The 24,166-nt window shown below is 41.7% G+C and carries 21 protein-coding genes; 18 read left to right on the top strand and 3 right to left on the bottom strand.

The features are described from left to right. The first annotated feature begins 8 nt into the window (after nucleotides 1–8). The gene (purD, locus tag J7E77_RS28030) at nucleotides 9–1,283 is read left to right on the top strand and encodes a phosphoribosylamine--glycine ligase (RefSeq protein ID WP_214718620.1); all 1,275 of its coding nucleotides are present in this window, start codon (nucleotides 9–11) and stop codon (nucleotides 1,281–1,283) included. On the opposite strand, the gene J7E77_RS31890 is transcribed toward purD, so the two are convergent. Both J7E77_RS31890 and J7E77_RS28035 read right to left on the bottom strand, forming a co-directional pair. Then, a complete protein-coding gene (locus tag J7E77_RS31890) occupies nucleotides 1,280–1,393 on the bottom strand; it encodes an EYxxD motif small membrane protein (RefSeq protein WP_348982634.1) in 114 nt (37 codons plus the stop codon). The two genes, purD and J7E77_RS31890, sit on opposite strands and share 4 nt — an antisense overlap. Nucleotides 1,394–1,488: 95 nt before the next feature. Next, nucleotides 1,489–1,791 carry a YgaP family membrane protein gene (locus J7E77_RS28035; protein ID WP_214718621.1) on the bottom strand — a complete coding sequence of 101 codons (303 nt, stop codon included), beginning with the start codon at nucleotides 1,789–1,791 and terminating at the stop codon, nucleotides 1,489–1,491. A gap of 170 nt (nucleotides 1,792–1,961) precedes the next feature. Between J7E77_RS28035 and J7E77_RS28040 the strand changes: the two genes are divergently transcribed. The 8 genes from J7E77_RS28040 (at nucleotide 1,962) to pruA (ending at nucleotide 13,435) form a co-directional block, all read left to right on the top strand. After that, complete coding sequence (locus J7E77_RS28040) at nucleotides 1,962–3,707, top strand: adenine deaminase C-terminal domain-containing protein (RefSeq protein WP_214718622.1); 1,746 nt, start codon at nucleotides 1,962–1,964, stop codon at nucleotides 3,705–3,707. Nucleotides 3,708–3,781: 74 nt separating this feature from the next. After that, nucleotides 3,782–4,831, top strand: a complete 1,050-nt coding sequence (locus J7E77_RS28045; RefSeq protein WP_214718668.1) for a DUF3048 domain-containing protein — start codon at nucleotides 3,782–3,784, stop codon at nucleotides 4,829–4,831. A 26-nt stretch (nucleotides 4,832–4,857) separates the two neighbouring features. Then, nucleotides 4,858–5,172, top strand: a complete 315-nt coding sequence (locus tag J7E77_RS28050; RefSeq protein ID WP_214718623.1) for a YerC/YecD family TrpR-related protein — start codon at nucleotides 4,858–4,860, stop codon at nucleotides 5,170–5,172. A 186-nt stretch (nucleotides 5,173–5,358) separates the two neighbouring features. Beyond that, the gene (gene pcrB, locus J7E77_RS28055; protein WP_214718624.1) at nucleotides 5,359–6,054 is read left to right on the top strand and encodes a heptaprenylglyceryl phosphate synthase; all 696 of its coding nucleotides are present in this window, start codon (nucleotides 5,359–5,361) and stop codon (nucleotides 6,052–6,054) included. A gap of 57 nt (nucleotides 6,055–6,111) precedes the next feature. Then, entirely contained in the window at nucleotides 6,112–8,361 is a 2,250-nt protein-coding gene (pcrA, locus tag J7E77_RS28060; RefSeq protein WP_214718625.1) for a DNA helicase PcrA, read from the top strand. Nucleotides 8,362–8,571: 210 nt separating this feature from the next. Continuing rightward, a complete protein-coding gene (ligA, locus tag J7E77_RS28065) occupies nucleotides 8,572–10,581 on the top strand; it encodes an NAD-dependent DNA ligase LigA (RefSeq protein ID WP_214718627.1) in 2,010 nt (669 codons plus the stop codon). 13 nt (nucleotides 10,582–10,594) lie between these two features. Then, nucleotides 10,595–11,767, top strand: coding sequence for a CamS family sex pheromone protein (locus tag J7E77_RS28070; protein WP_214718629.1), 1,173 nt, complete (start codon nucleotides 10,595–10,597; stop codon nucleotides 11,765–11,767). 120 nt (nucleotides 11,768–11,887) lie between these two features. Continuing rightward, a complete protein-coding gene (pruA, locus tag J7E77_RS28075) occupies nucleotides 11,888–13,435 on the top strand; it encodes an L-glutamate gamma-semialdehyde dehydrogenase (RefSeq protein WP_214718637.1) in 1,548 nt (515 codons plus the stop codon). A gap of 45 nt (nucleotides 13,436–13,480) precedes the next feature. Here pruA and J7E77_RS28080 read toward each other — a convergent pair whose 3' ends face one another. After that, a complete protein-coding gene (locus J7E77_RS28080; RefSeq protein WP_251026884.1) occupies nucleotides 13,481–14,209 on the bottom strand; it encodes a hypothetical protein in 729 nt (242 codons plus the stop codon). A gap of 244 nt (nucleotides 14,210–14,453) precedes the next feature. Here J7E77_RS28080 and J7E77_RS28085 point away from each other — a divergent pair, with 244 nt between their 5' ends. The 9 genes from J7E77_RS28085 (at nucleotide 14,454) to J7E77_RS30975 (ending at nucleotide 24,164) form a co-directional block, all read left to right on the top strand. After that, the gene (locus tag J7E77_RS28085) at nucleotides 14,454–14,681 is read left to right on the top strand and encodes a hypothetical protein (protein WP_214718640.1); all 228 of its coding nucleotides are present in this window, start codon (nucleotides 14,454–14,456) and stop codon (nucleotides 14,679–14,681) included. Between the two features lie 23 nt (nucleotides 14,682–14,704). Further along, nucleotides 14,705–15,691, top strand: a complete 987-nt coding sequence (locus J7E77_RS28090) for a hypothetical protein (RefSeq protein ID WP_214718642.1) — start codon at nucleotides 14,705–14,707, stop codon at nucleotides 15,689–15,691. Nucleotides 15,692–15,892: 201 nt separating this feature from the next. Next, on the top strand, nucleotides 15,893–18,316 hold the full coding sequence (gene nirB / locus J7E77_RS28095; protein ID WP_214718644.1) for a nitrite reductase large subunit NirB: 2,424 nt from the start codon (nucleotides 15,893–15,895) through the stop codon (nucleotides 18,314–18,316). 97 nt (nucleotides 18,317–18,413) lie between these two features. Continuing rightward, nucleotides 18,414–18,644 carry a nitrite reductase small subunit NirD gene (nirD, locus tag J7E77_RS28100; RefSeq protein WP_308160820.1) on the top strand — a complete coding sequence of 77 codons (231 nt, stop codon included), beginning with the start codon at nucleotides 18,414–18,416 and terminating at the stop codon, nucleotides 18,642–18,644. Nucleotides 18,645–18,671: 27 nt separating this feature from the next. Beyond that, nucleotides 18,672–20,120, top strand: a complete 1,449-nt coding sequence (gene cobA / locus J7E77_RS28105) for a uroporphyrinogen-III C-methyltransferase (RefSeq protein ID WP_214718646.1) — start codon at nucleotides 18,672–18,674, stop codon at nucleotides 20,118–20,120. A 3-nt stretch (nucleotides 20,121–20,123) separates the two neighbouring features. After that, on the top strand, nucleotides 20,124–20,756 hold the full coding sequence (locus J7E77_RS28110; RefSeq protein WP_214718648.1) for an NAD(P)-binding protein: 633 nt from the start codon (nucleotides 20,124–20,126) through the stop codon (nucleotides 20,754–20,756). Between the two features lie 188 nt (nucleotides 20,757–20,944). After that, complete coding sequence (gene aceB, locus J7E77_RS28115; protein ID WP_214718650.1) at nucleotides 20,945–22,537, top strand: malate synthase A; 1,593 nt, start codon at nucleotides 20,945–20,947, stop codon at nucleotides 22,535–22,537. A gap of 48 nt (nucleotides 22,538–22,585) precedes the next feature. After that, the gene (aceA, locus tag J7E77_RS28120; RefSeq protein ID WP_168241662.1) at nucleotides 22,586–23,869 is read left to right on the top strand and encodes an isocitrate lyase; all 1,284 of its coding nucleotides are present in this window, start codon (nucleotides 22,586–22,588) and stop codon (nucleotides 23,867–23,869) included. A gap of 124 nt (nucleotides 23,870–23,993) precedes the next feature. After that, nucleotides 23,994–24,164: a hypothetical protein gene (locus J7E77_RS30975; RefSeq protein WP_214718651.1), complete on the top strand. Its 171-nt coding sequence runs from the start codon at nucleotides 23,994–23,996 to the stop codon at nucleotides 24,162–24,164. Nucleotides 24,165–24,166 lie beyond the last annotated feature (2 nt).

Raw genomic sequence — 24,166 nt, forward strand, 5'->3', positions numbered from 1 at the left:
GGCATTCGATGAACGTACTGATTATCGGCCGTGGTGGTAGAGAACATGCAATTTGCCGAAAAGTAAGTGAAAGCGCAGGATTAGAAAAAGTATTTGTTGCTCCTGGTAATCCCGGAATGGCAGATGTAGCGGAACTTGTCTCGATTGCAGAGTCGGAACATGAACAGCTCCTTCAGTTCGCTAAGGACAATGGAGTGGGCTTAACGATTATTGGTCCAGAGGTACCCTTGCTGGAGGGACTTGCTGACAAATTTGAAGCTGCTGGTTTGGCCGTATTCGGTCCGCGCCAAGCAGCAGCCGAGATTGAAGGAAGTAAGTCATTCGCAAAAGAACTAATGAAGAAATATCAAATCCCTACGGCTGATTATGCTGTTTTCACTAAATATGAGGATGCCCGTAACTATATTGAGGAAAAAGGTGCGCCGATTGTCATTAAAGCGGACGGATTAGCAGCAGGAAAAGGTGTCACCGTAGCGCTCACGAAAGAAGAGGCCCTCGCTAGCGTGGAAGAAATGCTTATTGATGCAAAATTCGGTGCAGCGTCATCCCGTGTAGTCATTGAAGAGTTTTTAGCGGGTGAGGAATTTTCGTTAATGGCATTGGTGAATGGTGAGGTCGTCGTACCATTAGAAATCGCTCAAGATCATAAACGCGCCTATGATGGTGACCTTGGTCCAAATACAGGCGGAATGGGTGCTTACTCACCTGTTCCTCAAATCGGTGCGGAGACCGTTCAAACGGCTGTTGATACTGTCCTTATTCCGGCGGCAAAAGCAATGGTACAGGAAGGCAGAAGTTTTTGCGGCGTGTTATATGCGGGTTTGATAAAAACACCTGATGGTCCAAAGGTGATTGAATTTAATGCCCGTTTTGGTGATCCAGAGACACAAGTAGTGCTGCCTAGATTGAAATCGGATTTAGTTCAAGTCGTGTTGGAGCTCTTAAATGGAGGATGTCCTACTCTTGAATGGGATGAACAGGCTATGATCGGTGCTGTAGTGGCTGCGAAAGGGTACCCTGAGGTATATGAAAAGGGTGCAGTGTTAACAGGGTTAGCAGAGTTAAATAATCAAGAGGTTTTCACTTTTCATGCAGGAACAGTGAAAAATGATGCAGGTGAGTTTGTTACTGCTGGAGGCAGGGTGCTTCTTGTAGGAGCCAAAGCCGAAAGTATAGTAGAAGCGCAAGAAAAAGTGTATCGTGAACTGGAAAAGTTAACATGTGATGGTGTCTTTTATCGAAAAGATATCGGTGCAAAAGCGATCCAACCCGTTACGCGCTAACGGGCTCGCCTCTTTCCAGTTCGACGGATAAACACATAAAGAAGTGCGACAATGCTGCCGATAATGGCAATTAGAACAAACGACATATCCGTTAGATACTCCCAAAACATGAACAATCAACTCCAATCAAGGGCTGACCGCTTTAGGGTCAGCTCTTTTTTAGCTTGAAAAAAATGAGATTCGATGATATCTACAATTCCCCGATTTAAGTTGGATTATAGGGTACCAATTGATCCCCATCCCCATTAAGTCCTTCCATTCCATCCATTGAATCCATCGCCCGATCGTGATCCTCGATCATGCACTGACATTTTTCAAATAAAGCAGTAAGCGGACAATAGCGGATAATTCCCTCTGCTACCTTCATTGCCCCACACAAGGCGACAAACAAATAAGAATCTCTCCAAGGGTGTTTGACCAGTTTAGAAGTAGTCCAGGAAAGAATCGTTAAGCCGATCGTAATCCGAATTAATGCATTTAAGATACTAATATTTGGTTTAACATTCATTTTGTTCACTCCTTCACAAATTGTTTACAAATATTATCAATTCTTTAATGCGTTAAACAGTAAAATATGATAATATTGTATCTAAAGAATTTTTTGTAAGGGCTTTCTTTACTGTTAAATCAACTTATTATTGTATAGATAGTTTTTTTAAAAAAGGGGAGGGAAGACGTATGCTAGAGCAACGCTACCGCTGGAAAAATAAACACTTACGCATGCATGTATCCGTTTTGGATGGAAAAACGTCTCCAACCATTTTATTGAAAAACGCCTTGTATTTAAATCAGACGTTTCAAAAGTGGTTAAGAGCAAATATTTGGATTTGTGAAGATCGGATTGTTTATGTGGGTGAGAACTTGCCAACACATCTTGATAACTGTGAAATCATTGATTGCACCAATGAGATTCTTGTCCCGGGATACATTGAGCCACATGCCCATCCGTTTCAATTATATAATCCCCAAACACTGGCTGCGTATGCATCCCAGTTCGGGACAACGACATTAATTAATGACAATATGGCCCTTGTTTTACATTTGGAAAAAAGGGAAGCGTTTACATTATTAAAGGATCTTCGCTCCATTCCAACAACGATGTTTTGGTGGAGCCGTTTTGATTCACAAACAGAAATTCTGCATGAAGAAGAAATTTTTTCACATAGTAATGTTAAATCATGGCTTGAGCACGATGCGGTTCTTCAGGGCGGGGAATTGACAGGATGGCCCAAACTGCTTGATGGCGATGATATGATGCTCCATTGGATTCAAGAAGCAAAACGGATGCGCAAGCAAATTGAAGGCCACTTTCCAGGAGCTTCGGAAAAAACATTGGCAAAAATGATGCTGCTTGGTGCGGACTCTGACCATGAAGCGATGACAGGTGAAGAAGTATATAACCGATTAATGCAAGGGTATATGGTGTCTTTAAGGTATTCATCGATTCGACCTGATCTTCCGAACATATTGGATGATATGAAGCGACTAGGTATAGAGGCATATGATAGATTAATATTTAATACTGATGGTTCATCCTCAACCTTTTACGAGCAAGGAGTCACTGATGCAATGATTCGCATTGCCATTGAAAAAGGTGTTCCAGCTATTGATGCCTATAACATGGCAACAGTAAATATTGCCCGCTATTACAATATTGATCATCTCCATGGTAATATTGCCACTGGCCGGGTAGCCAATATAAACTTCTTATCCAGTATTGAAAATCCAACACCTGTTTCCGTTCTAGCGAAAGGAAAATGGGTCAAACGGGATGGACAGCGAGTGGCCGATGCCTACCCGCCAATTACTTGGAACGATTATGGACTAAAGCCGATGGAGTTGGATTGGGATTTATCAATAGATGATATGCAATTTTCCATGCCGTTTGGGATCAAGATGGAAAATGCCGTCATCACCAAGCCATATTCCATTTCTATTGATGCATCAGGTGATGAACTGCCATCACATCATGATGAATGCTTTTTTACATTGATTGACCGCAATGGGAAATGGCGAATTAATACGTTATTAAAAGGATTTGCGACTACATTATCAGCGTTGGCCAGTTCGTATTCAAATACCGGAGATATTATTTTAATAGGAAAAAATAAACAAGATATGCTCCAGGCTTTTAATAGAATGAAAGAATTAGGCGGCGGCATTGTGATGGTTGAGGACAATCAGGTCGTGTGCGAGATACCATTAACTTTAGGTGGAATCATGTCAAACCTTCCAATCGAAGAATTAATCAGTCATGAAAAAAGACTGCTTACCGAGTTAAAAGAACGAGGCTATTCATTTTCAGATCCTATATACAGTCTTGCCTTCTTTTCTGCAACACATTTGCCTTACATTCGGATTACCCCACAGGGAATGTACGATGTAATGAATAAAACAGTACTCTTTCCGTCAATAATGCGTTAAACTGTAAGTGAGTAAAGTTTTAAAGCGTGAAAGTGTTTTTCTTATTGAGAGTAAATAGGGGTGTGTTCATGAAAATGAAAAAATGGGTTGTTTTCGTGATAGCTTTCCTGTTACTACTTTCTGGGTGTAGTGATAAGGAAAAGGTTACGGAACCAGTAAAGAAGGAAAAACCTGTAACTCAAACAGAGAATAAACCAGAAGAGAAACAAGTTGACCCGTATTCTTATCCATTAACAGGGATTGGCTCTGAAACCAGCACAGATGGAAGAGCGGTAGCTGTAATGATTAATAATCACCCAAAAGCAAGACCCCAATCGGGCCTGAACAAGGCAGATATCGTCTATGAAATTCTAGCAGAGGGTGATATCACTCGCTTCCTGGCAGTATTTCAAAGTGAAAAGCCGGCAAATATTGGTCCGGTAAGGAGTGCAAGGGACTATTATATATACTTGGCAAAAGGACTTAATGCCCTTTACATTGCCCATGGCTATAGCCCGGAAGCAAAGAAACTCCTAAATGGTAACTATATTGATAATTTAAATGGGATGGTCTATGATGGTACACTATTTAAACGCTCTAAAACCCGAAAAGCACCCCATAACTCCTATATTACGTATGAAAACATTTTAAAAGGTGCTAAGCAGAAGAAATACTCAATGGAAAAAAGTCCAGCACCATTTAAATTTTTCACAGAAGAAGAAAGTATAAATATTACGGGTAAGGAAGCTAAATCTGTTAAAATTACTTATTCTAAGAGTGGAATTTCCAATTCAGTCTTAAAATTTGACGATACGATCGGTAAATATATTCGTTTTTCAGGCAACGAGCAAACCATTGATTTAGATACAAAAGAGCCTGTTTTGTTGGATAATATTTTTATTATCGAAGCTGAGCACCAGTTTATCGATTCTTATGGGCGTCGAGATATCGATTTTAAGTCTGGCGGAAAAGCCTATTTGCTTCAAAAGGGTAAGGTCAACCAAGTGGAGTGGATGAATAAGAACGGTGAAATTGTTCCAGTCAAAAATGGTGAAGAGGTTCCACTCGTACCAGGAAAAACATGGGTCAATGTTGTTCCAACCAAACCTGGTCTGCAGAATATTGCCACGTTTGATGTAAACTAAATAGACATTTTAAAGGGGTAAACAATATGCAAATTAATAAATTACGGGGTAAGGAGCTTGATCAATTGTTTCAAGCCGTTCTTTCCTTAAATGATCTTGAAGAGTGCTATCGCTTTTTTGACGATTTATGCACAATTAATGAAATTCAGTCATTAGCACAACGTCTTGATGTAGCAAGAATGCTACGCGAAGGGAATACGTATCACAAAATTGAAACGGAAACCGGGGCGAGCACAGCCACCATTTCACGGGTGAAACGCTGCTTGAATTATGGAAACGATACGTATGAAATGGTCCTTGAACGAGTTAAGGGCGAAACGACTGGAACTAAACAAGAATAAACAAGCCGGAGAGAAATTGCTCTTCGGTTTTTTTTTTTGAATCCAGCTCCAGCCCCTGATCAAGGCTCTTCAGCTTTTTAGATTTAGTTATGATTTCCAAATTTAGATTTAGTGTTTTCTTTTTTAATCGAATCGGCTAGTGCTATAATGGTGTAATGGAATTAATGATATGGGAGGATCTTTTTGATGTATGATTTTCGCGAGTGGCGGCATGTGTTTAAACTCGATCCAAATAAAGAAATAGCGGAAGACCGTTTAGAAAAAATCTGTGAATCAGGAACCGATGCCATTATCGTAGGTGGGACAGATGGGATTACATTAGAAAAAGTCCTCGATTTGATGGCAAGAATTCGCAGGTTTTCGGTCCCATGTGTCCTTGAAGTATCAACGATTGAGACGGTTACACCAGGATTCGACCTTTATTTTATTCCAACCATTTTAAATAGCAGCGATACCAAATGGATTACAGGACTTCACCACCAAGCGGTTAAGGAATTTGGTGAAATCATGGATTGGGAAGAAATTATCATGGAGGGCTATTGCATTTTAAATGAGGAGTGCAAAGCTGCCAAACTGACAAATGTGAAAACAAACATAACCAATGAAGAAGTAATTGCCTACGCGGTAATGGCTGAAAAAATGTTTCAGCTGCCGATTTTTTATGTAGAATATAGCGGTAAATATGGTGATGTTGAACTGGTTGCGAGCGTGAAAAAGTCGCTTGAAAAAACAATCCTTTTTTATGGTGGAGGAATATCAACCATTGAACATGCCTCAGAAATGGCCAAGCATGCAGATGTCATTGTGGTCGGAAACGCCATTTATGAAAATTTTGACTTAGCCTTGGAGACAGTAAAGATTGATCGATCATTGCTAAAGTAGAAAAATAGAGTTATGATAAAAATAAGAACAAATGTTTGTGATGGTGGTGGATATTAAATGCAATATTTAACTGATAAGCTATTAAATGGACTGAATCCAGAGCAGCAAAGTGCCGTTAGGGCAACTGATGGACCGCTGTTACTAATGGCTGGTGCCGGAAGTGGTAAGACAAGAGTACTGACCCATCGAATTGGCTATTTAATTGTAGAAAAAAGAGTAAATCCATATAATATTTTAGCGATTACGTTTACAAATAAAGCCGCACGAGAGATGAGAGAACGGATCGGAAAAATGATGGGCGGGGCCGCCGAAGAAATTTGGATTTCCACCTTTCACTCGATGTGTGTCAGGATTTTACGCCGAGATATTGACCGAATCGGCTTTAACCGTAATTTTACGATTCTTGATTCAACCGATCAGCTATCCGTGGTCAAAGGAATTCTTAAGGAAAAAAATATTGATCCGAAGAAATTTGATCCACGTGCTATTTTAGGAGCTATCAGCTCAGCGAAAAATGAGTTGATCGAACCGGACGAGTATAAGAAGTCAGGCGGAGGCTATTTTGAAGATGTTGTAGGTACTGCGTACGAAGAATACCAGAAGCGATTAAGAAAGAATCAAGCGCTGGACTTTGATGATCTCATTATGATGACGATTCAATTATTTAGACGGGTTCCTGAGGTCCTCGAATATTATCAGCGCAAGTTTCAATATATTCATGTCGATGAGTATCAGGATACGAACAAAGCACAGTATCTGTTAGTAAAGTTACTTGCAAGTCGTTTCAAGAATTTATGCGTTGTAGGGGATTCTGACCAATCCATTTATCGATGGCGCGGAGCAGATATCGCAAATATCCTCTCGTTTGAAAAAGACTATCCGAACGCAACGGTGATTTTACTAGAGCAAAACTACCGTTCAACAAAAAGGATTCTTCTAGCTGCCAATAAGGTCATCCAAAACAATCTAAACCGTAAAGCGAAGAACCTATGGACCGAAAACCCTGAAGGCAACAAACTTGTTTATTACCGTGCGGACAGTGAGCAGGGGGAAGCACAATTCGTTGCTGGAAAAATTAAAGAATTAACACGTAATCATCAAAACAAATTAACCGACATTGCCATCCTGTATCGCACGAACGCTCAGTCCCGTGTCATGGAGGAAGTGCTTCTAAAATCGAATATCGAGTACTCGATCGTGGGCGGAACAAAGTTCTATGACAGGAAAGAAATTAAGGATATGCTGGCTTATTTACGCCTAATTTCCAATCCTGATGATGATATTAGCTTACGCCGTGTTATTAATGTTCCAAAGCGAGGGATTGGTTCAAGCTCCGTTGATAAAATTGCTGATTTTGCCGTAATGCATGATTTATCCCTTTTCCAAGCACTTGAGTCAGTGGAACTATTGGGCTTGAGTCCGAAAATCACCAAAGCAGCTAGAGAATTTCGCGATTTAATCGGAAATTATACCAATATGCAAGAGTTTCTGTCTGTTACAGAACTAGTTGAAGAAGTACTGGAAAAATCCGGGTACCGTGAAATGCTCAAAGCGGAAAAATCGCTGGAAGCCCAAAGCCGCCTCGAAAACCTTGAGGAATTATTATCTGTGACAAAAAGCTTTGAAGATTCAAGTGAAGATAAGAGTCTTGTTGCCTTTTTAACCGATTTGGCCCTGGTGGCTGATATTGATTCGCTTGATGACGATGGTGAAAAGGCAGATTCAATTACGCTCATGACCTTGCACTCGGCTAAAGGGCTGGAATTCCCGGTTGTCTTCTTGATTGGAATGGAAGAAGGTGTATTCCCTCATAGCCGATCTTTGATGGAAGAAGTAGAAATGGAAGAAGAGCGCCGTCTAGCCTATGTAGGAATTACTAGAGCGGAGCAAACGCTGTTCCTGTCAAACGCCCAAATGAGAACATTGTTTGGGAGAACCAATATGAATCCACCTTCTCGCTTTATAAAAGAAATCCCTGAAGACCTGATCGAAGGAGTCGAACCAGCGGAGAAAAAAGTGAATTCAAAATCATTTGGCTCAGGACGCAGCACATCGTTCGGATCACCGAAGACGTCATTTGGTCCACCGGCTGCAGCCAGAAAACCAGTTATGCGCCCAGTTTCTGCTGCTTCTGGCGATGAGGCTGGCTGGAAGGTTGGCGATAAAGCCCAACATGGTAAATGGGGTATCGGAACCGTTGTAAGTGTAAAAGGCCAAGGGGAGGGAACGGAGTTAGATATTGCCTTTCCAAGTCCGGTTGGAATCAAACGCCTGTTAGCCAAATTTGCTCCGATTAATAAAGTCTAATTAGATAGGCTAAGTTAAACCTTATTTTGATTTTACACACTCTGTTGATTGGAGCGGAATGCGCGAGACTCCTGCGGGAGGACGGGGCAGGGGAGACCCCACAGGCGCTTAGCGCCGAGGAGGCTCCCCGGACCGCCCGCGCGGCGCTGCGCGCATGGAGTGGAAATCAACAGACAAGTTTAAGAAATCCTTAAGGAAAGGACTGAATATATGGACCTTCAACGTGCAGAAAAGAGAATCACTGAAATAAGCAGCCTGCTAAATCACTATGGCTATGAATACTATGTTTTAGACAAACCATCTGTACCAGATGCTGAATATGACAAGTTAATGCAGGAACTGTTGGAACTTGAGGAAAACCATCCGCAATTAAAAACAGCAGATTCGCCGTCACTGAGGGTTGGCGGCACCGTGCTCGATCTGTTTGAAAAGGTAGAGCATCGTACACCGATGCTTAGTCTTGGCAATGCTTTTAACGAGCAAGATTTAAGGGATTTTGACCGTCGCATCCGTCAAGCTGTCGGGGTCGATATTTCTTATGTATGTGAGTTGAAGATTGACGGTCTGGCTGTATCGTTACGATATGTGGATGGTCTATTTGCACAAGGCGCTACCCGTGGAGATGGGACCATTGGTGAAGATATTACCGCTAATATAAAAACCATCAAATCCGTCCCGCTCCGTCTCCGCGAAAATGTTTCTTTGGAGGTCCGCGGCGAAGCTTATATGCCAAAACGTTCGTTTGAAGCATTGAATCAAACAAGGGCAGAGCACGGCGAGGAGCTATTTGCCAACCCAAGAAATGCAGCAGCAGGGTCACTAAGACAGCTAGATCCGAAAATCGCTGCCTCTAGAAGACTAGATGTCTTTTTATATGGAATCGGAAATATCAGTGAAATCAGCGGGATTGATTCTCATAGCGAAGGCCTTGATTACTTGGATCGCCTCGGCTTTAAAACCAATCATGAGCGGAACAAGTGTGCATCGGTTGACGAAGTGATCGAATATGTCAATAGCTGGGTCGAAAAGCGCCCGCACCTTCCCTATGAGATTGATGGAATCGTCATTAAAGTAGATTCCTATGCCCACCAGGCAGAACTCGGAACGACAGCAAAAAGTCCGCGCTGGGCCATTGCTTACAAGTTCCCCGCAGAAGAAGTGGTCACAACTCTTTTAGATATTGAGTTAAGTGTTGGTAGAACAGGTGTGATTACCCCTACGGCCATTCTTGAGCCAGTCAAAGTAGCAGGAACAACTGTACAGCGTGCATCCTTGCATAATGAGGATTTAATCCGGGAAAAGGATATCAAGCTTGGTGACAAAGTCGTTATCAAAAAGGCAGGGGATATTATTCCAGAGGTGGTCAATGTTTTGGCTGACCATCGGACAGGGGAAGAAGTAGAATTCCACATGCCGACTCATTGTCCCGAGTGTGAAAGTGAGCTCGTGCGTTTTGAAGGAGAAGTGGCTTTACGTTGTATTAACCCTAAATGTCCTGCACAGCTTCGGGAAGGCTTAATTCATTTTGTTTCAAGGGTCGCGATGAACATCGAGGGTCTTGGGGAAAAGGTGATCAGCCAGCTTTTTGCTGAAAAATTAATTGCCGATGTTGCCGATATTTATAAGCTTACTCGTGAACAGCTTCTAGCCCTTGAAAGAATGGGTGAGAAATCAGCTACTAATCTTATTAAAGCCATTGAGATATCGAAAGATAATTCACTTGAAAAGCTTTTATTTGGACTAGGGATCCGTCATGTTGGTGCCAAAGCCGCAAAAACGTTAGCCCAACAATTTGGTACGATGGACAAACTCGCAGCTGCCACCAAGGAAGATTTAATCGCGGTTAATGAAATTGGTGATAAAATGGCGGATTCAATTGTCGCCTTTTTTGAAAAAGAAGAGGCTGTGGAGTTAATCAACGAATTAGTTATTGCGGGCGTTAATATGGAATATAAGGGTTCCAGACCAGTTTCCGCAGAAAATTCCGATTCCATCTTTGCAGGAAAGACCGTTGTTCTTACAGGAAAGCTGGAACGTTTATCCAGGAATGAAGCAAAGGATAAAATCGAAGCGCTGGGCGGGAATGTGGCTGGAAGTGTCAGCAAAAAAACACACCTTGTCATTGCAGGTGTTGAGGCGGGTTCAAAACTAACCAAGGCACAAGAACTAGGAATTGAAGTGTGGGGCGAGGAGAAACTCCTAGTTGAATTAAATAAATAAGAGGTGTATCGACGTGAGAAAGTTCTCATTGCTCGCTCTCTCCCTTGTCTTTTTGCTGAGTGCCTGTGCACCAAACTTTGAGAAGCAAAATGAGGTTGTGCAAACGAAGGAGAAAGTGAAAGGGAAGGCAATTATTCCAAAGTATAATATTTCGGACAGCTATTACCGGACAATTTTGCCATTTGAACCAGGGGAAGCACGCGGATTGGTTGTCAATAATATCAATACAAGATATGACTTAAACGAGTTTGAAATGGGCTTAATGAGAATTGCCCAAAATTCTTTTGATACAGAAAAATATTTGTTTCGTGAAGGACAGGAAATCAAAGAAGAGACAATAAGACTTTGGTTAAACCGTAAATACACAAAAGAGCAGTTCAATGAAATGAAAAAAGAAGATAAAACACTAAAAGATGCTGATAATATTGGGCTAAATCCTGTGAACACTGGAAGCAAGGGTGAACCGAGTTCGCCAATCTATTTAGCTCATATTTTAGAACACGACTACTTAATAAAAAATGAAAAGGGGAATGTAACACTCGGCGGTGTTACGATTGGCCTTGCCTTAAATTCAGTTTACTACTATAAACAGACATCAGACGGCGATACCCTTGAGGAAAAAGTCCCGCATTCAGAAATGGTCAGTGAAGGGAAGAAAATAGCTGCAGAAGTGATAAAGCGTATGAGGAGCATAAAGTCTTTAAAGGACGTTCCAATTACGATTGCCTTGTTTGAACAAGAAAGCAAGTCTTCCGTCGTTCCTGGTAACTTCATTACCTATTCCACTGTCGACAATGGCAGTACTACTTTAAATGGCTGGGAAAATGTAAATGAAAAGTACTTTCTTTTCCCTTCTGCAGATGCACAGGAAGAACATCGTGATGATGTCACTGCGTTTTTAAATTTTAAGCAGGATGTGGAGGAGTATTTTCCTAACTATAATGGTGTGATTGGCAGAGCCTTTTACATGGGAGACCAACTGCAGGATTTAAATATTAACATTCCAATTCAATTCTATGGAAAAACAGAAGGAATAGGTTTTACGCAGTATGTAACCGGCCTTGTCATGGAACATTTTCCTAAATATTTGTCTGTCTCGGTAAGTGTTACATCTGTGGATGGTCCTGAAGCACTGATTGTCCGAAAGGCTAATGAAGAGGAACCTTTTGTCCATATTTATCAATAAGATCTGGCTAATGCTGGGTCTTTTTTTGTGGGACCCGACAATTATTGCGGCCTTTAAATGAAACATGTTAGAATGAACAGTGGAGTGTAAACGTTTTTAATACATAGGAGGGTTTAACAAATGGTACAACCTTACAAGCACGAACCATTTACAGATTTTACGATTGAAGAGAACCGTCAGGCCTATCTAAAGGCGTTAAAAACAGTTGAAGGTTACTTAGGTCAGGATTACGACTTAGTTATTGATGGAGAAAGAATTGCAACAGAAGATAAAATTGTTTCTTATAATCCTTCCAATAAGGAAGAAGTAATTGGCCGCGTTTCAAAAGCTAGCCAAGACCTAGCTGAAAAAGCAATGCAAGCAGCAGTCGAAGCATTTAAAACTTGGAAAAAGGTCAAACCTGAAGTCCGCGCGGATGTTTTATTTAAAGCTGCAGCAATTATTCGCCGCCGCAAACACGAATTTTCTGCTCTTATGACGAAAGAAGCTGGTAAGCCATGGAGAGAAGCGGATGCAGATACTGCTGAAGGAATTGATTTCCTTGAATACTATGCACGCCAAATGCTAGCACTTAAAGATGGTGTACCCGTTCAAAGCCGTCCGAACGAATTTAATCGTTATTCCTATATTCCCCTTGGTGTTGGTGTTATTATCTCGCCATGGAATTTCCCATTTGCGATCATGGCAGGAACTACAGTAGCAGCTATCGTTTCTGGTAACCCGGTTCTATTAAAACCCGCTTCAACTACTCCTGTGATTGCAGCGAAGTTTGTTGAAGTCATGGAAGAAGCAGGTCTGCCTAAAGGTGTTCTTAACTTCGTACCAGGAAGCGGTGCTGAAGTGGGCGACTATTTAGTGGACCATAAAGATACTCGCTTTATCAGCTTTACTGGTTCCCGTGATGTTGGACTTCGAATTTTCGAGCGTTCTTCGAAAGTGAACCCAGGACAAGTATGGATGAAACGTTTGATTGCTGAAATGGGCGGTAAAGATACCATTGTGGTTGATAGTGAAGCAGATCTAGAGCTTGCTGCTCAATCAATTGTTGCAGGTGCGTTTGGCTTCTCAGGTCAAAAATGTTCTGCATGTTCACGTGCGGTAATCGTAGAAAGTGTTTACGATCAAGTATTGAATCGTGTCGTTGAATTAACTAATGAGTTAACGGTTGGAGATCCAACTGAACAAGCTACGTTCATGGGTCCTGTTAACGACAATAATGCGTTCAAAAAAATCATGGAATACATTGAAATCGGCAAGCAAGAAGGCAAGTTAATGGCTGGCGGCGAAGGAGATAATTCTAAAGGTTATTTCATTAAACCAACGGTTATTGCGGATCTTGCTCCTAAAGCACGTATTATGCAGGAAGAAATTTTCGGCCCTGTTGTTGGTTTCACAAAGGCAAAGAACTTCGATGAGGCTCTTGAAATTGCGAACAACACAGAATACGGCTTAACTGGTGCAGTTATTACTACAAACCGTGCTCACATGGAACAAGCTCGTGAAGACTTCCATGTTGGAAACCTGTACTTTAACCGTTCATGTACTGGAGCCATCGTTGGTTATCAGCCATTTGGCGGCTTCAATATGTCCGGAACCGACTCCAAAGCAGGCGGTCCTGACTACTTGCTGCTTCATATGCAGGCAAAAACAACATCTGAAATGTACTAATTATAAAAGTGACCCCCCTTCTCAAGCCGAGAAGGGGGGTCACTTTTATTTTGATATGTTTATCACAAAAGGGACGGTAAATACTTTGCCGTCGTGCTGAAATTGGCCCCATATCTTATAAATGCCTTTTTCAGGAAAAATAGTCATAAAGGTTACCGTTGGACCATTTCCTTCTGTTGTCATCGGATGGATGTGTAAATACTTTTCCGCATCACTGCTCATGGCGACCGCATGCCCCATTGCCCCTAAATATGGCTGCAGATTTTTAATGGGTTGATGGTTTTTTGCATCACTAATGGTGAAATTCATATGGATCGTCATTCCAGCCATCATTTGGTCAAAAGAGAGCTTCACTAGTTTTCCATCAACGACTTTGGTTAGCTTCTGATCAGGGACAAGAGGTTTTTCTTCTGCGGCCTCCCCTTCAATCTGGACCCAATGATTTTCTACACTAGGGTCCCCTCCACCCTTCGGAGTAAATTCAGAGATGAGCTTATAATCTCCGCCGGCGGGGAAACTAGTGGTAAAATCAAATTCGCCATTTCCCTTATATTCTGGATGGATGTGAGAAAAATAAGCTAAATCCTTACTAACAATAAATAAATGCATTTTTTTCTCATGTACAGTATCAAATGATTGAATCGGTTTATTGGACTGATCCATTATTAGCAGTGAAATGGGTATTTTCTCATTTGCATTCGGATGATCCTGGATCTTCCAATCAGACTTTGTAGGGATGACACCAGTTGGAGTGGCACTCATATTATGAGCCATACTCGACTTTGGGACTCTAACCGGATTACAAGCCGATAAAAACAAGGTATAAAAAAGGATCATAACTAGGATAGATTTTTTCAGTGGGAATTCCTCCATTCAATGAGAACTTACTTTTTTAAAAATACATTACCTAATTCAACCAATGCAAGAATTTTATGTAATTTAAAAAGTTACCTATAGTAAAAATAATGATAATATAGAGAAAAGGCAGTAAGGACTAAAAGTGTGGGGGATTGTAAAATTGATTCCATTATATCTATTTCACGTCACATCAGTCCAACATAGTGAAAATTTACTTTGGACATTTTTAATCTGTAATATTTTTGTTGTCACAGCAGGATTTACGTTTATGTATAAATTATTTCGACAGAAAAATGTTCGGGGCGCTGGAATTACTTTTGCGATTGCGTTAGCTGTGAATTATATTCTTATTGCCATCTTTGGGGATATATTTGATTTACTTGGATAAGCGCTAGAGAGGAGATGATATCGTTGAAATATTATCGTTTATGGGTACTTGCCTTTCTATTAAAATTTATTGGTTCTGCATGGGATGCTTCTTATCATTTTAAATATTTATTTGAGGAATACTCCATTCCCCATATTGTTAATACCATCGGTTTTGCTTTAGGCGCATATTTGTTAATTCAAGAGTGGCGACGTTTAAATTATCTGGACCGATTTTCTAGAAACCTGATTACAATAGGCTACGTTATATTCCTAATTGGGATCCCACTAGATTTCACCTATCATATTGCGTATGGAATTGATTTAACCACATGGAGTCCAACCCATTTTATTTATTATATTGGTACAGCAATTATGATTTTTGGGGTCTGGCACGGTTACTTTCTATATACGAGAGATATTCAACCGTCATGGTGGTCACTTCATACCTGGTTTGCCATGTATCTCCTTGAATGCTTGATGTTTCCGAATATGCAACAGGAAAACGGGGCCATTTCATATGATCAATACATTCATGGAAAATCGATTGCCTCAAAGGAAATCCTTGAACTAATCTCAGATCCTGCCTCACAGATTTTTGGCGGCATTCCGGAATGGGTCTATCCCACCTATTCAATCCTAATGGTCGCTCTCCTAACAATTCTAATCATCCGATATTGCCGTGATTATACCATACCTGTGATGGCGACGGCACTTTATATCCTGTTAAGGTTTGTAGGCAAAGCTATTTTTGCTGCAGTTGGTTATCCAACCTCTTATGTTCCGATAACGCTTTTATTCATTCCTTTATGCTATTTATTGTTTAGAAAAACCCCTCGGTTAGCTGGTCTGGCAGGCAGCCTAGCTTATTTTCTTACTTTGTATGCAATCCATATAACTGGTATTCTCATCACTCCACCCTTGGTATTATGGGAGCTTGCCCCTGTTGTAGTAATTGGTGTGCTTGTTCCCATGATTCATTCAATGGTAAAACTCTTTCAAATAAGGAAAACTGAAAAAAAGGTAGTTTAGAGTTAGATAGCATGCATTTTTTGTGTGCTATTTTTTTGTTGCCCAAATATACTATGACAATTATGTGAAAATATTCACATAATTGTTTGGATAGTGACGTACTTCACAAATTTTATCGACGCTAGCATTTACAATTTAAATATAAAGAAAACCTTACTAACCTTAAAAATACTTATTTAACATATAAGGAGTGATTGATAAATGAAAAAACTAGTAATGATCGGAAATGGTATGGCAGGCGTCAGAACGGTAGAGGAAATCCTCAAAGTAACCACTGAACCATTTGAAATTACTATTTTTGGACAAGAACCATATCCAAACTACAATCGGATTAAACTATCAAATATACTTCAAGGGGATACAAACTTTGAAGATATTATCATTAACCCGCTAGATTGGTATAAAGAAAATAGAATTCAATTATTTACAGGTGAATCGATTGTAAACATTGATGTGGACGGAAAACGTGTGGTTAGTAATTTAGGCAGGGAAGTCGAATATGATGAATTAATTATTGCCACAGGATCAAATTCTTTCATCCTCCCAATTCCAGGTGCAGACAAAATCGGTGTGACTGGATTTCGTGATATCAATGATTGTGAAATGATGATCAAGTCAGCTCAGCAATTTAAGAAAGCCGTGGTCATCGGCGGCGGACTTCTAGGTCTTGAGGCAGCAAGAGGACTGTTAAACCTGGGAATGAAGGTTGATGTTGTTCACTTAATGCCGCATCTAATGGAGCGACAGCTGGATTCGGTTGCTTCATCCTTACTGAAGGCAGAACTAGAAAGCCAGGGCATGAACTTCTTAATGGAAAAAGAAACCGTTGAAATCCTTGGCAAGGAACGAGTAACAGGTATTCGCTTTAAAGATGAATCAGAGGTGGAAGCGGACCTGGTGGTTATGGCAATCGGAATTAAGTCTAACACCGAAGTGGCAAGAAACAGCGGAATCTATGTCAATCGCGGGATAGTGGTCAATGACTTCATGGAAACAAGCGTCCCTAATGTTTACGCCGTGGGGGAATGTGCGGAACATCGAGAGATTGTCTATGGCTTGGTGGCCCCATTATATGAACAAGGAAAAGTGCTGGCCAACCGTATTTGTGGCAATTTAGGCGAACCATATGAAGGCTCTGTGACCGGAACACAATTAAAGGTAGCCGGCGTGGACCTTTTCTCTGCTGGAGAAATTTTTGAAGATGGTTCAACAAAATCGATCATGGTCTACAATGAATATGATGGTGTCTATAAAAAGATCTTAACAAGAAATAACACGATTGTTGGTGTCGTGCTATATGGAGACACCAAGGATAGCACCAAATTATTCCGGATGCTGACGAAAAAAGAAGACATTAGCGGAATGACTAGTATTTCGGTCCTGCAATCTGAATGCAGTGCAGGAGGCGGCAATGGTGATGTAGCTTCAATGCCGAATGATGAATTAGTTTGTGGCTGTAATGGAGTCACTAAAGGCGCCATTGTTGAAGCAATCAAAACTCAAGGGTTAACCACACTGGACCAAGTGAGCCATTGTACGAACGCAGGCCGTTCTTGTGGACGCTGTAAACCGATGGTAAGCAATATTCTTGCCTATACACTGGGCGACCAATTTGATGAAGCGGCAGCACAAAAGACAAGCCTGTGCGGTTGTACAACCCTAAGCCGTGATGAAGTTGTGGCCGAAATTAAAGAAAAAGGCTTAACAAGTGTAAAAGAAGTTATGAACGTCCTTGAGTGGAATAATGAGGAAGGCTGTACCAAATGCCGTCCGGCCATCAACTACTATCTAGGTATGATTCATATGGATGAATACAAAGATGATCGTGATTCCCGACTCGTCAATGAAAAAATGCATGCCAATATCCAAAAGGACGGAACCTACTCGGTTGTACCAAGAATGTATGGCGGGGAAACGACAGCAGCCGATTTGAAAAAAATCGCCGAGGTTGCCGAAAAGTATGAGGTACCACTGGTAAAATTAACAGGCGGACAGCGGATTGGTTTATTCGGAGTGAAAAAAGAAGACCTGCCAAGAATGTGGGAAGAGCTCGATATGCCCTCTGGTTATGCCTATGGAAAAACGCTTCGTACCGTAAAAACTTGTGTCGGCGCTCAGTTCTGCCGCTATGGAACACAGGATTCGATGGCACTTGGCATTGAACTTGAAAAGAAATTTGAACGCCTCGATACTCCTCATAAAGTAAAAATGGGCGTATCGGCCTGCCCGCGGAACTGTTCCGAAGCAGGAATCAAAGACATTGGCTTTGTCGGAATTGATGGCGGCTGGGAGATTTATGTCGCTGGTAACGGCGGTGTCGACCTCCGTGCGGGGGACCTCCTATGTACTGTGAAAACACAAGCGGAAGTAATGGAAATCACGGGTGCTTACCTTCAATATTATCGTGAAACAGCCAACTACCTAGAGCGTACTTCAAAATGGGTAGAACGTGTTGGCTTGGATCATGTGAGAGAAGTACTTGCCAATGAGGAAACACGGAAAGCTTTAAACGAGCGCATGGATAAAACATTAAATAAATATATCGAACCTTGGAATGAAGCGATTCAAAGTGAAGAAATTCAAGATAAATATTATGCAAAACACACTATTAAGGCTGGGGAGTGATTCAATATGCTTCAAACAATAACAAGAATTCCAGTGGCAAACTATTCTAATTTAAGAGTTCGATCTGGGTATACTATTTAAAATCGATTATACAGAAATTGCCCTATTTAAATTAACAAGTGGAGAGGTTTATGCGATTGAAAACCGCAGTCCCCATCCAAAAGGAGGCGTCCTTTCAGAAGGCCTTGTCAGTGGCGAGTATGTATATTGCCCCGTCTATGATTGGAAAATATCCTTAAAAGATGGTAAAGTACAGTCACCGGATGTAGGTCAAGTACGGACATTTAAGGTTGAATTAGAGGAAGATATCGTTTTTATTGTCAGATAAGAGCGAAATGGAAAGGATGGCTGCAGAATGAAAAATGGGAAAGTATTTTTAGTAGGAGCAGGACCCGGGGACGTTCGTTTAATCACCGTAAAAGGACTGGAGGCTATAAAGCAAGCCGAAGTGATTTTATATGACCGGCTTGCCAATCCCAAACTTTTAGAGTTTGCTCCAGCAGATTGTGAACTGATTTATTGCGGAAAATTACCGAACCGCCATATTTTACGCCAAGGGAATATCAACGAGCTTTTGGTTGAGAAGGCTCTTGAAGGCAAGCGAGTCGTTCGTTTAAAAGGAGGAGACCCAGGCGTGTTTGGCAGAGTTGGCGAAGAAGCGGCATCCCTGGCCGAATATCAAATTCCATTTGAAATCGTTCCTGGCATTTCATCGGGGATTGCAGCCCCCCTTTATGCAGGAATTCCTGTTACCCACCGTGAGTATGCAGAGTCATTTGCAGTCGTTACTGCCCATGACAAATCGCAAGAGGGCAAACCAGTACTTGATTGGGAAGGACTGGCTCGTGGTGTTGATACCATTGCCTTTTATATGGGAGTCGGCAATTTACCGTTTATTTGCGAAAATCTCCTTAACAACGGTAAACCAGCGTCGACCCCGATTATTTTGATTCAATGGGGTACATTTGGCCGCCAAAAAACATTGCAAGGGACACTTGCTGATATTTCCGAGAAGGTCTTGGAGGCAAAGTTTAGCAACCCATCGATTATTTTAGTAGGGGGTGTCATTTCTCTGCGTGAAAAAATCAGCTGGTTCGAGAAAATGCCGCTGTATGGACGGCAAATACTGCTTGCCCGGACGAGTGAGGGTCAAAGTGAATTAGCAAAGGAATTAATGGATCAAGGCGCCGATGTGATTGAATTTCCAAAGTGGAAAAAGACGGCACTGCCTGTTGATCTGACAAAAGTAACTTCCTATGAAAAAATATTTTTTACCTCACCTGAAAGTGTAGACGATTTTTTTACAGCGGTGATGGAAAGTGGAATGGATATTCGAAAAATCCGTGCCGATTTCTTTGGCGCTTCGATGAAATCAATCAAAGCATTAAATAATCGTGGATTTATTGCTGTACAGGTTGATGAAATGGACGAGACCGGAGCCTTGCTCATTGTTGGGGACGATAGCATCTTGAAAAAAGAGTATGATCAGGCAGACATCATGGTGACTAGCAGAAAAGAAATAGATCACCAGTTCATGCCTCTTTTTAAAAGAATGTTAGATGAGGCTGACGTGAATACCATTGTATTCCCAAGCAGTGCGTCCGTTGAACCGTTTGTACAAGCGTTACGTGAATGTGACTTGAATACGGTTGAACTGTTGCAAGGGTTGCATGTGGTCAGCATGGGAAAACAAACAGCAGCTGCGGTTGGAAAAGCCGGGTTTATGTCACATGGAATGCCTGCCAGCGCAACGAAAGAAGCCTTGGTTGAATATTTAGCGGTCCGTCCTGTCGAGGAAGTTTAGAGGATGAATTCAGGCTATCCTGTAATCCTAAGGTTAGAAGGAAAAACAGTCGTCATTGTTGGGGGCGGGAAAGTTGCCGAGCGAAAAGTGACGGGACTGCTTGGTACGGGTGCAGAAATCGTAATCGTCAGCCCGGAGGCAACGGATGAAATTCAAGGACTTCATCGTGAGGGGAAAATTGTTTGGAAGCAAAAGCCCTTTTCTGACGGGGATATAAAGGATGCATTTATGATTTTTGCCGCAACGAACAATCTCGAAAAAAATCAGTTGATTAGAAGTTCAGCAGCACCCCATCAGCTTGTAACGATTGCAGACGATCCAGATCGCTCCAATTTCCATGTCCCAGCCCATTTTCAACGTGGACTGTTGAGCATAGCCGTTTCAACAGGAGGTGCGAGTCCAACCCTCGCAAGCAAAATTCGGGAGCAGCTCGAGGAGCAGTTTGATGATTCCTACGAGGGCTATCTTGAGTTTCTTTTTTCAAAACGAAGATGGATTCTGAAAGAAGTGGAAAATGCTTCTTTGAAGAGAAAACTATTAAAAACCATTGTAAGTTCGGAGTTCTTAACTAGTGATAATCGGGAAGATGACTTTATTAGAATATATGAAACGCTTCTTAACGAAACGGGCCAATAATGACTGCAAAAAAGGATGTCGATGACGTCCTTTTTTTTATGGACTTTTCCTTTTGAAAAATCAGAGGACAGGGAGTTTTTACCTATTTTTATAAAATTTTCTGAAAAGTGGTTCCATTTTTAAAATCAGTGTTATATAATACAAAACGTAGATAGTTGCTGTATTATAACAAAGAGGTGATGTAGTTCATGTCGACGCAAACGACAGGTATTGAAGTGGTTGGGGCAATGAGAGCCCAGTACGAAGAGATTTTAACACCAGAGGCATTAAATTTTATTGAAGCGCTAGAACGAAAGTTTGGCGAAAGAAGAATTGAACTGTTACAGTACAGGCAAAAACGCCAAGCCGAAATTAATGATGGGAAATTGCCAGATTTTCTCCCTGAGACAAAACATATTCGGAATGGTGACTGGACCATTGCTCCGCTGCCGGATGACCTGCAAGATCGCAGGGTAGAAATTACAGGCCCGACCGATCGAAAAATGGTCATCAATGCTTTAAACTCTGGTGCAAAGGTTTTTATGGCTGATTGTGAAGACGCCACTTCACCGACATGGGAAAACATCATCGAAGGACAAATCAACTTAAGAGATGCAGTAAATCGGACGATTTCCTTTGAAAATCCTAACGGTAAAAAATATGAACTACATGAAAAAACAGCTGTTCTGTTTGTTAGACCACGCGGCCTGCATTTAGAAGAAAAACATATTTTACTAGATGGCAAGCCTATTTCAGGAAGTTTCTTCGACTTTGGGATGTACTTTTTCCATAATGTGAACCAGTTACTTAAGAGGGGAACAGGACCATATTTTTATCTACCAAAATTGGAAAGTCACCTGGAGGCAAGGCTTTGGAATGATGTATTTGTATTTGCGCAAGAGAAGCTTGGGATTCCGAATGGAACCATTAAAGCGACTGTCTTACTAGAAACCATCATGGGCGCATTTGAAATGAATGAGATTTTATTTGAGCTAAAGGAACACTCTGCAGGATTGAATTGTGGAAGATGGGATTATATCTTCAGTTACTTAAAAAAGCTGCGTAACCACAAGGATGTCATTTTACCGGATCGATCACAGGTAACGATGACAGTACCATTCATGCGTTCGTATTCGTTATTAACGATTCAAACCTGTCACCGCCGCAAGGCACCGGCAATCGGAGGAATGGCAGCCCAAATTCCGATTCGCAATAATCCGGCTGCTAATGAGGAGGCTTTTGCAAAGGTTCGTGCCGATAAAGAGCGTGAAGCCCGTGATGGTCATGATGGAACATGGGTGGCACACCCAGGTCTTGTTCCGGTAGCCCTGGAGGTTTTCAACCGTGAAATGCCGATTGCAAACCAAATTCATACACTTAAGCAACAGAAAATCAGAGTAACAGCCCAAGATTTGCTTGAATCACCAGGTGGAACGATTACTGAAGAGGGCGTTCGTTTAAACATAAATGTTGGGATTCAATATGTGGCTTCCTGGCTAAGTGGAAGTGGCGCAGCCCCTATTCACAACTTAATGGAAGACGCTGCTACTGCAGAAATTTCACGAGCCCAGCTGTGGCAGTGGATTCGCCACCCTAAAGGGATGCTTAACGACGGACGGAAAGTCACTGTGGAGATGTATGAGCAATATAAGGTGGAGGAATTAGGAAAAATAAAACAGGAAATTGGTGTGCAGGCATTTGAAGGCGGTCGATTTGATAAAGCAGTTGAACTGTTTGACCGTTTGATTTTAAATGATGATTTTGCTGAATTTTTAACTTTACCAGGGTATGAGTTGATCTAGTTTATTAAATTAAAAAAATACTTAATAGATTAATAGGAGGAATATAAAATGACAAATTCAAGAGTAGCACAATTACAAGAAAGCTGGGAAATGGATAGCCGTTGGAAAGGGATTACAAGACCATACACTGCCGAGGATGTTATCAAGCTACGCGGATCCATTGATATTGAGCATACGTTGGCTCGGAAAGGGTCTGAAAAGCTTTGGAAGCTATTAAATGAAGAAGACTATGTAAATGCCCTTGGAGCATTAACAGGAAATCAAGCAGTCCAGCAAGTTAAAGCAGGACTAAAAGCGATCTACCTAAGCGGTTGGCAGGTAGCAGCCGATGCAAACCTGTCCGGACACATGTACCCTGACCAAAGCTTATACCCAGCAAATAGTGTACCAAGTGTTGTCAAAAGGATTAATCAAGCACTTCAACGTGCAGACCAGATTACCCATTCAGAGGGCGACAATTCAATTGATTGGTTTGCTCCAATTATCGCTGATGCAGAAGCCGGTTTTGGCGGCCAATTAAACTGTTTCGAACTAATGAAAGGCATGATTGAAGCTGGGGCTTCAGGTGTCCACTTTGAAGATCAGCTTTCTTCCGAGAAAAAGTGTGGCCATTTAGGGGGTAAAGTATTGCTGCCAACCCAAACGGCGGTTCGTAACTTGATTGCCGCTCGTTTAGCTGCTGACGTTATGGGTGTTCCTACGATACTAGTTGCTCGTACCGATGCAAACGCGGCTGATTTAATTACAAGTGATATCGATATGAATGATGCACCTTTTATTACTGGTGAACGTACTGGAGAAGGATTCTATCGTGTTAAGGCGGGGATTGACCAGGCAATTGCTCGCGGTCTAGCATATGCACCATATGCAGATCTTGTTTGGTGCGAAACTTCTGAGCCGAATCTCGAGGAAGCAAGACAATTTGCAGAAGCGATCCATGAGCAATTCCCAGGCAAGTTGCTCGCATACAACTGTTCGCCATCATTCAACTGGAAAAAGAAATTGGATCAAGAAACAATTGCGAAATTCCAAGTCGAACTTGGAAAAATGGGCTACAAGTTCCAATTCGTTACTCTTGCTGGCTTCCACGCCCTAAATCATGGCATGTTCGAACTTGCTCGCGGCTATAAAGAGCGCGGCATGGCAGCTTACTCCGAATTGCAGCAAGCGGAATTCGACAGCGAGCAATACGGCTACACAGCCACACGTCACCAGCGTGAGGTTGGTACAGGTTACTTTGACCAAGTATCTATGGTCATTACCGGTGGAACATCATCAACAACCGCATTGAAAGGTTCAACAGAGGCAGAACAATTTACAGGAAAAAACTAGGTTTTAGCAGGGCGCGAATCCTTCTCTCCTATTGGAGGGAGGGATTTTTTGTTGGTGGGTATATGAATAAATTAGTGGTTTACTGTCGGATAGGCGGGGAATTGGGATCCAACTTGCGGATGAGGTGATCCAATTTGCGGATGGGATGGTCCAACTTGCGTATGAGGTGATCCAACTTGCGGATGGGATGGTCCAACTTGCGGATGAGGTGATCCAACTTGCGGATGGGATGGTCCAACTTGCGTATGAGGTGATCCAACTTGCGTATGAGGTGATTCAACTTGCGGATAGTTAAAT

The organism is Bacillus sp. ISL-77 (assembly GCF_018613105.1).

Excerpts from the sequence above, each read along its gene's own strand:
- purD (WP_214718620.1), top strand. The coding sequence starts at position 9 with ATGAACGTACTGATTATCGGCCGTGGTGGTAGAGAACATGCAATTTGC.
- J7E77_RS31890 (WP_348982634.1), bottom strand. The coding sequence starts at position 1,393 with ATGTTTTGGGAGTATCTAACGGATATGTCGTTTGTTCTAATTGCCATT.
- J7E77_RS28035 (WP_214718621.1), bottom strand. The coding sequence starts at position 1,791 with ATGAATGTTAAACCAAATATTAGTATCTTAAATGCATTAATTCGGATT.
- J7E77_RS28040 (WP_214718622.1), top strand. The coding sequence starts at position 1,962 with ATGCTAGAGCAACGCTACCGCTGGAAAAATAAACACTTACGCATGCAT.
- J7E77_RS28045 (WP_214718668.1), top strand. The coding sequence starts at position 3,782 with ATGAAAAAATGGGTTGTTTTCGTGATAGCTTTCCTGTTACTACTTTCT.
- J7E77_RS28050 (WP_214718623.1), top strand. The coding sequence starts at position 4,858 with ATGCAAATTAATAAATTACGGGGTAAGGAGCTTGATCAATTGTTTCAA.
- pcrB (WP_214718624.1), top strand. The coding sequence starts at position 5,359 with ATGTATGATTTTCGCGAGTGGCGGCATGTGTTTAAACTCGATCCAAAT.
- pcrA (WP_214718625.1), top strand. The coding sequence starts at position 6,112 with ATGCAATATTTAACTGATAAGCTATTAAATGGACTGAATCCAGAGCAG.
- ligA (WP_214718627.1), top strand. The coding sequence starts at position 8,572 with ATGGACCTTCAACGTGCAGAAAAGAGAATCACTGAAATAAGCAGCCTG.
- pruA (WP_214718637.1), top strand. The coding sequence starts at position 11,888 with ATGGTACAACCTTACAAGCACGAACCATTTACAGATTTTACGATTGAA.
- J7E77_RS28080 (WP_251026884.1), bottom strand. The coding sequence starts at position 14,209 with ATGGCTCATAATATGAGTGCCACTCCAACTGGTGTCATCCCTACAAAG.
- nirB (WP_214718644.1), top strand. The coding sequence starts at position 15,893 with ATGAAAAAACTAGTAATGATCGGAAATGGTATGGCAGGCGTCAGAACG.
- cobA (WP_214718646.1), top strand. The coding sequence starts at position 18,672 with ATGAAAAATGGGAAAGTATTTTTAGTAGGAGCAGGACCCGGGGACGTT.
- J7E77_RS28110 (WP_214718648.1), top strand. The coding sequence starts at position 20,124 with ATGAATTCAGGCTATCCTGTAATCCTAAGGTTAGAAGGAAAAACAGTC.
- aceB (WP_214718650.1), top strand. The coding sequence starts at position 20,945 with ATGTCGACGCAAACGACAGGTATTGAAGTGGTTGGGGCAATGAGAGCC.
- aceA (WP_168241662.1), top strand. The coding sequence starts at position 22,586 with ATGACAAATTCAAGAGTAGCACAATTACAAGAAAGCTGGGAAATGGAT.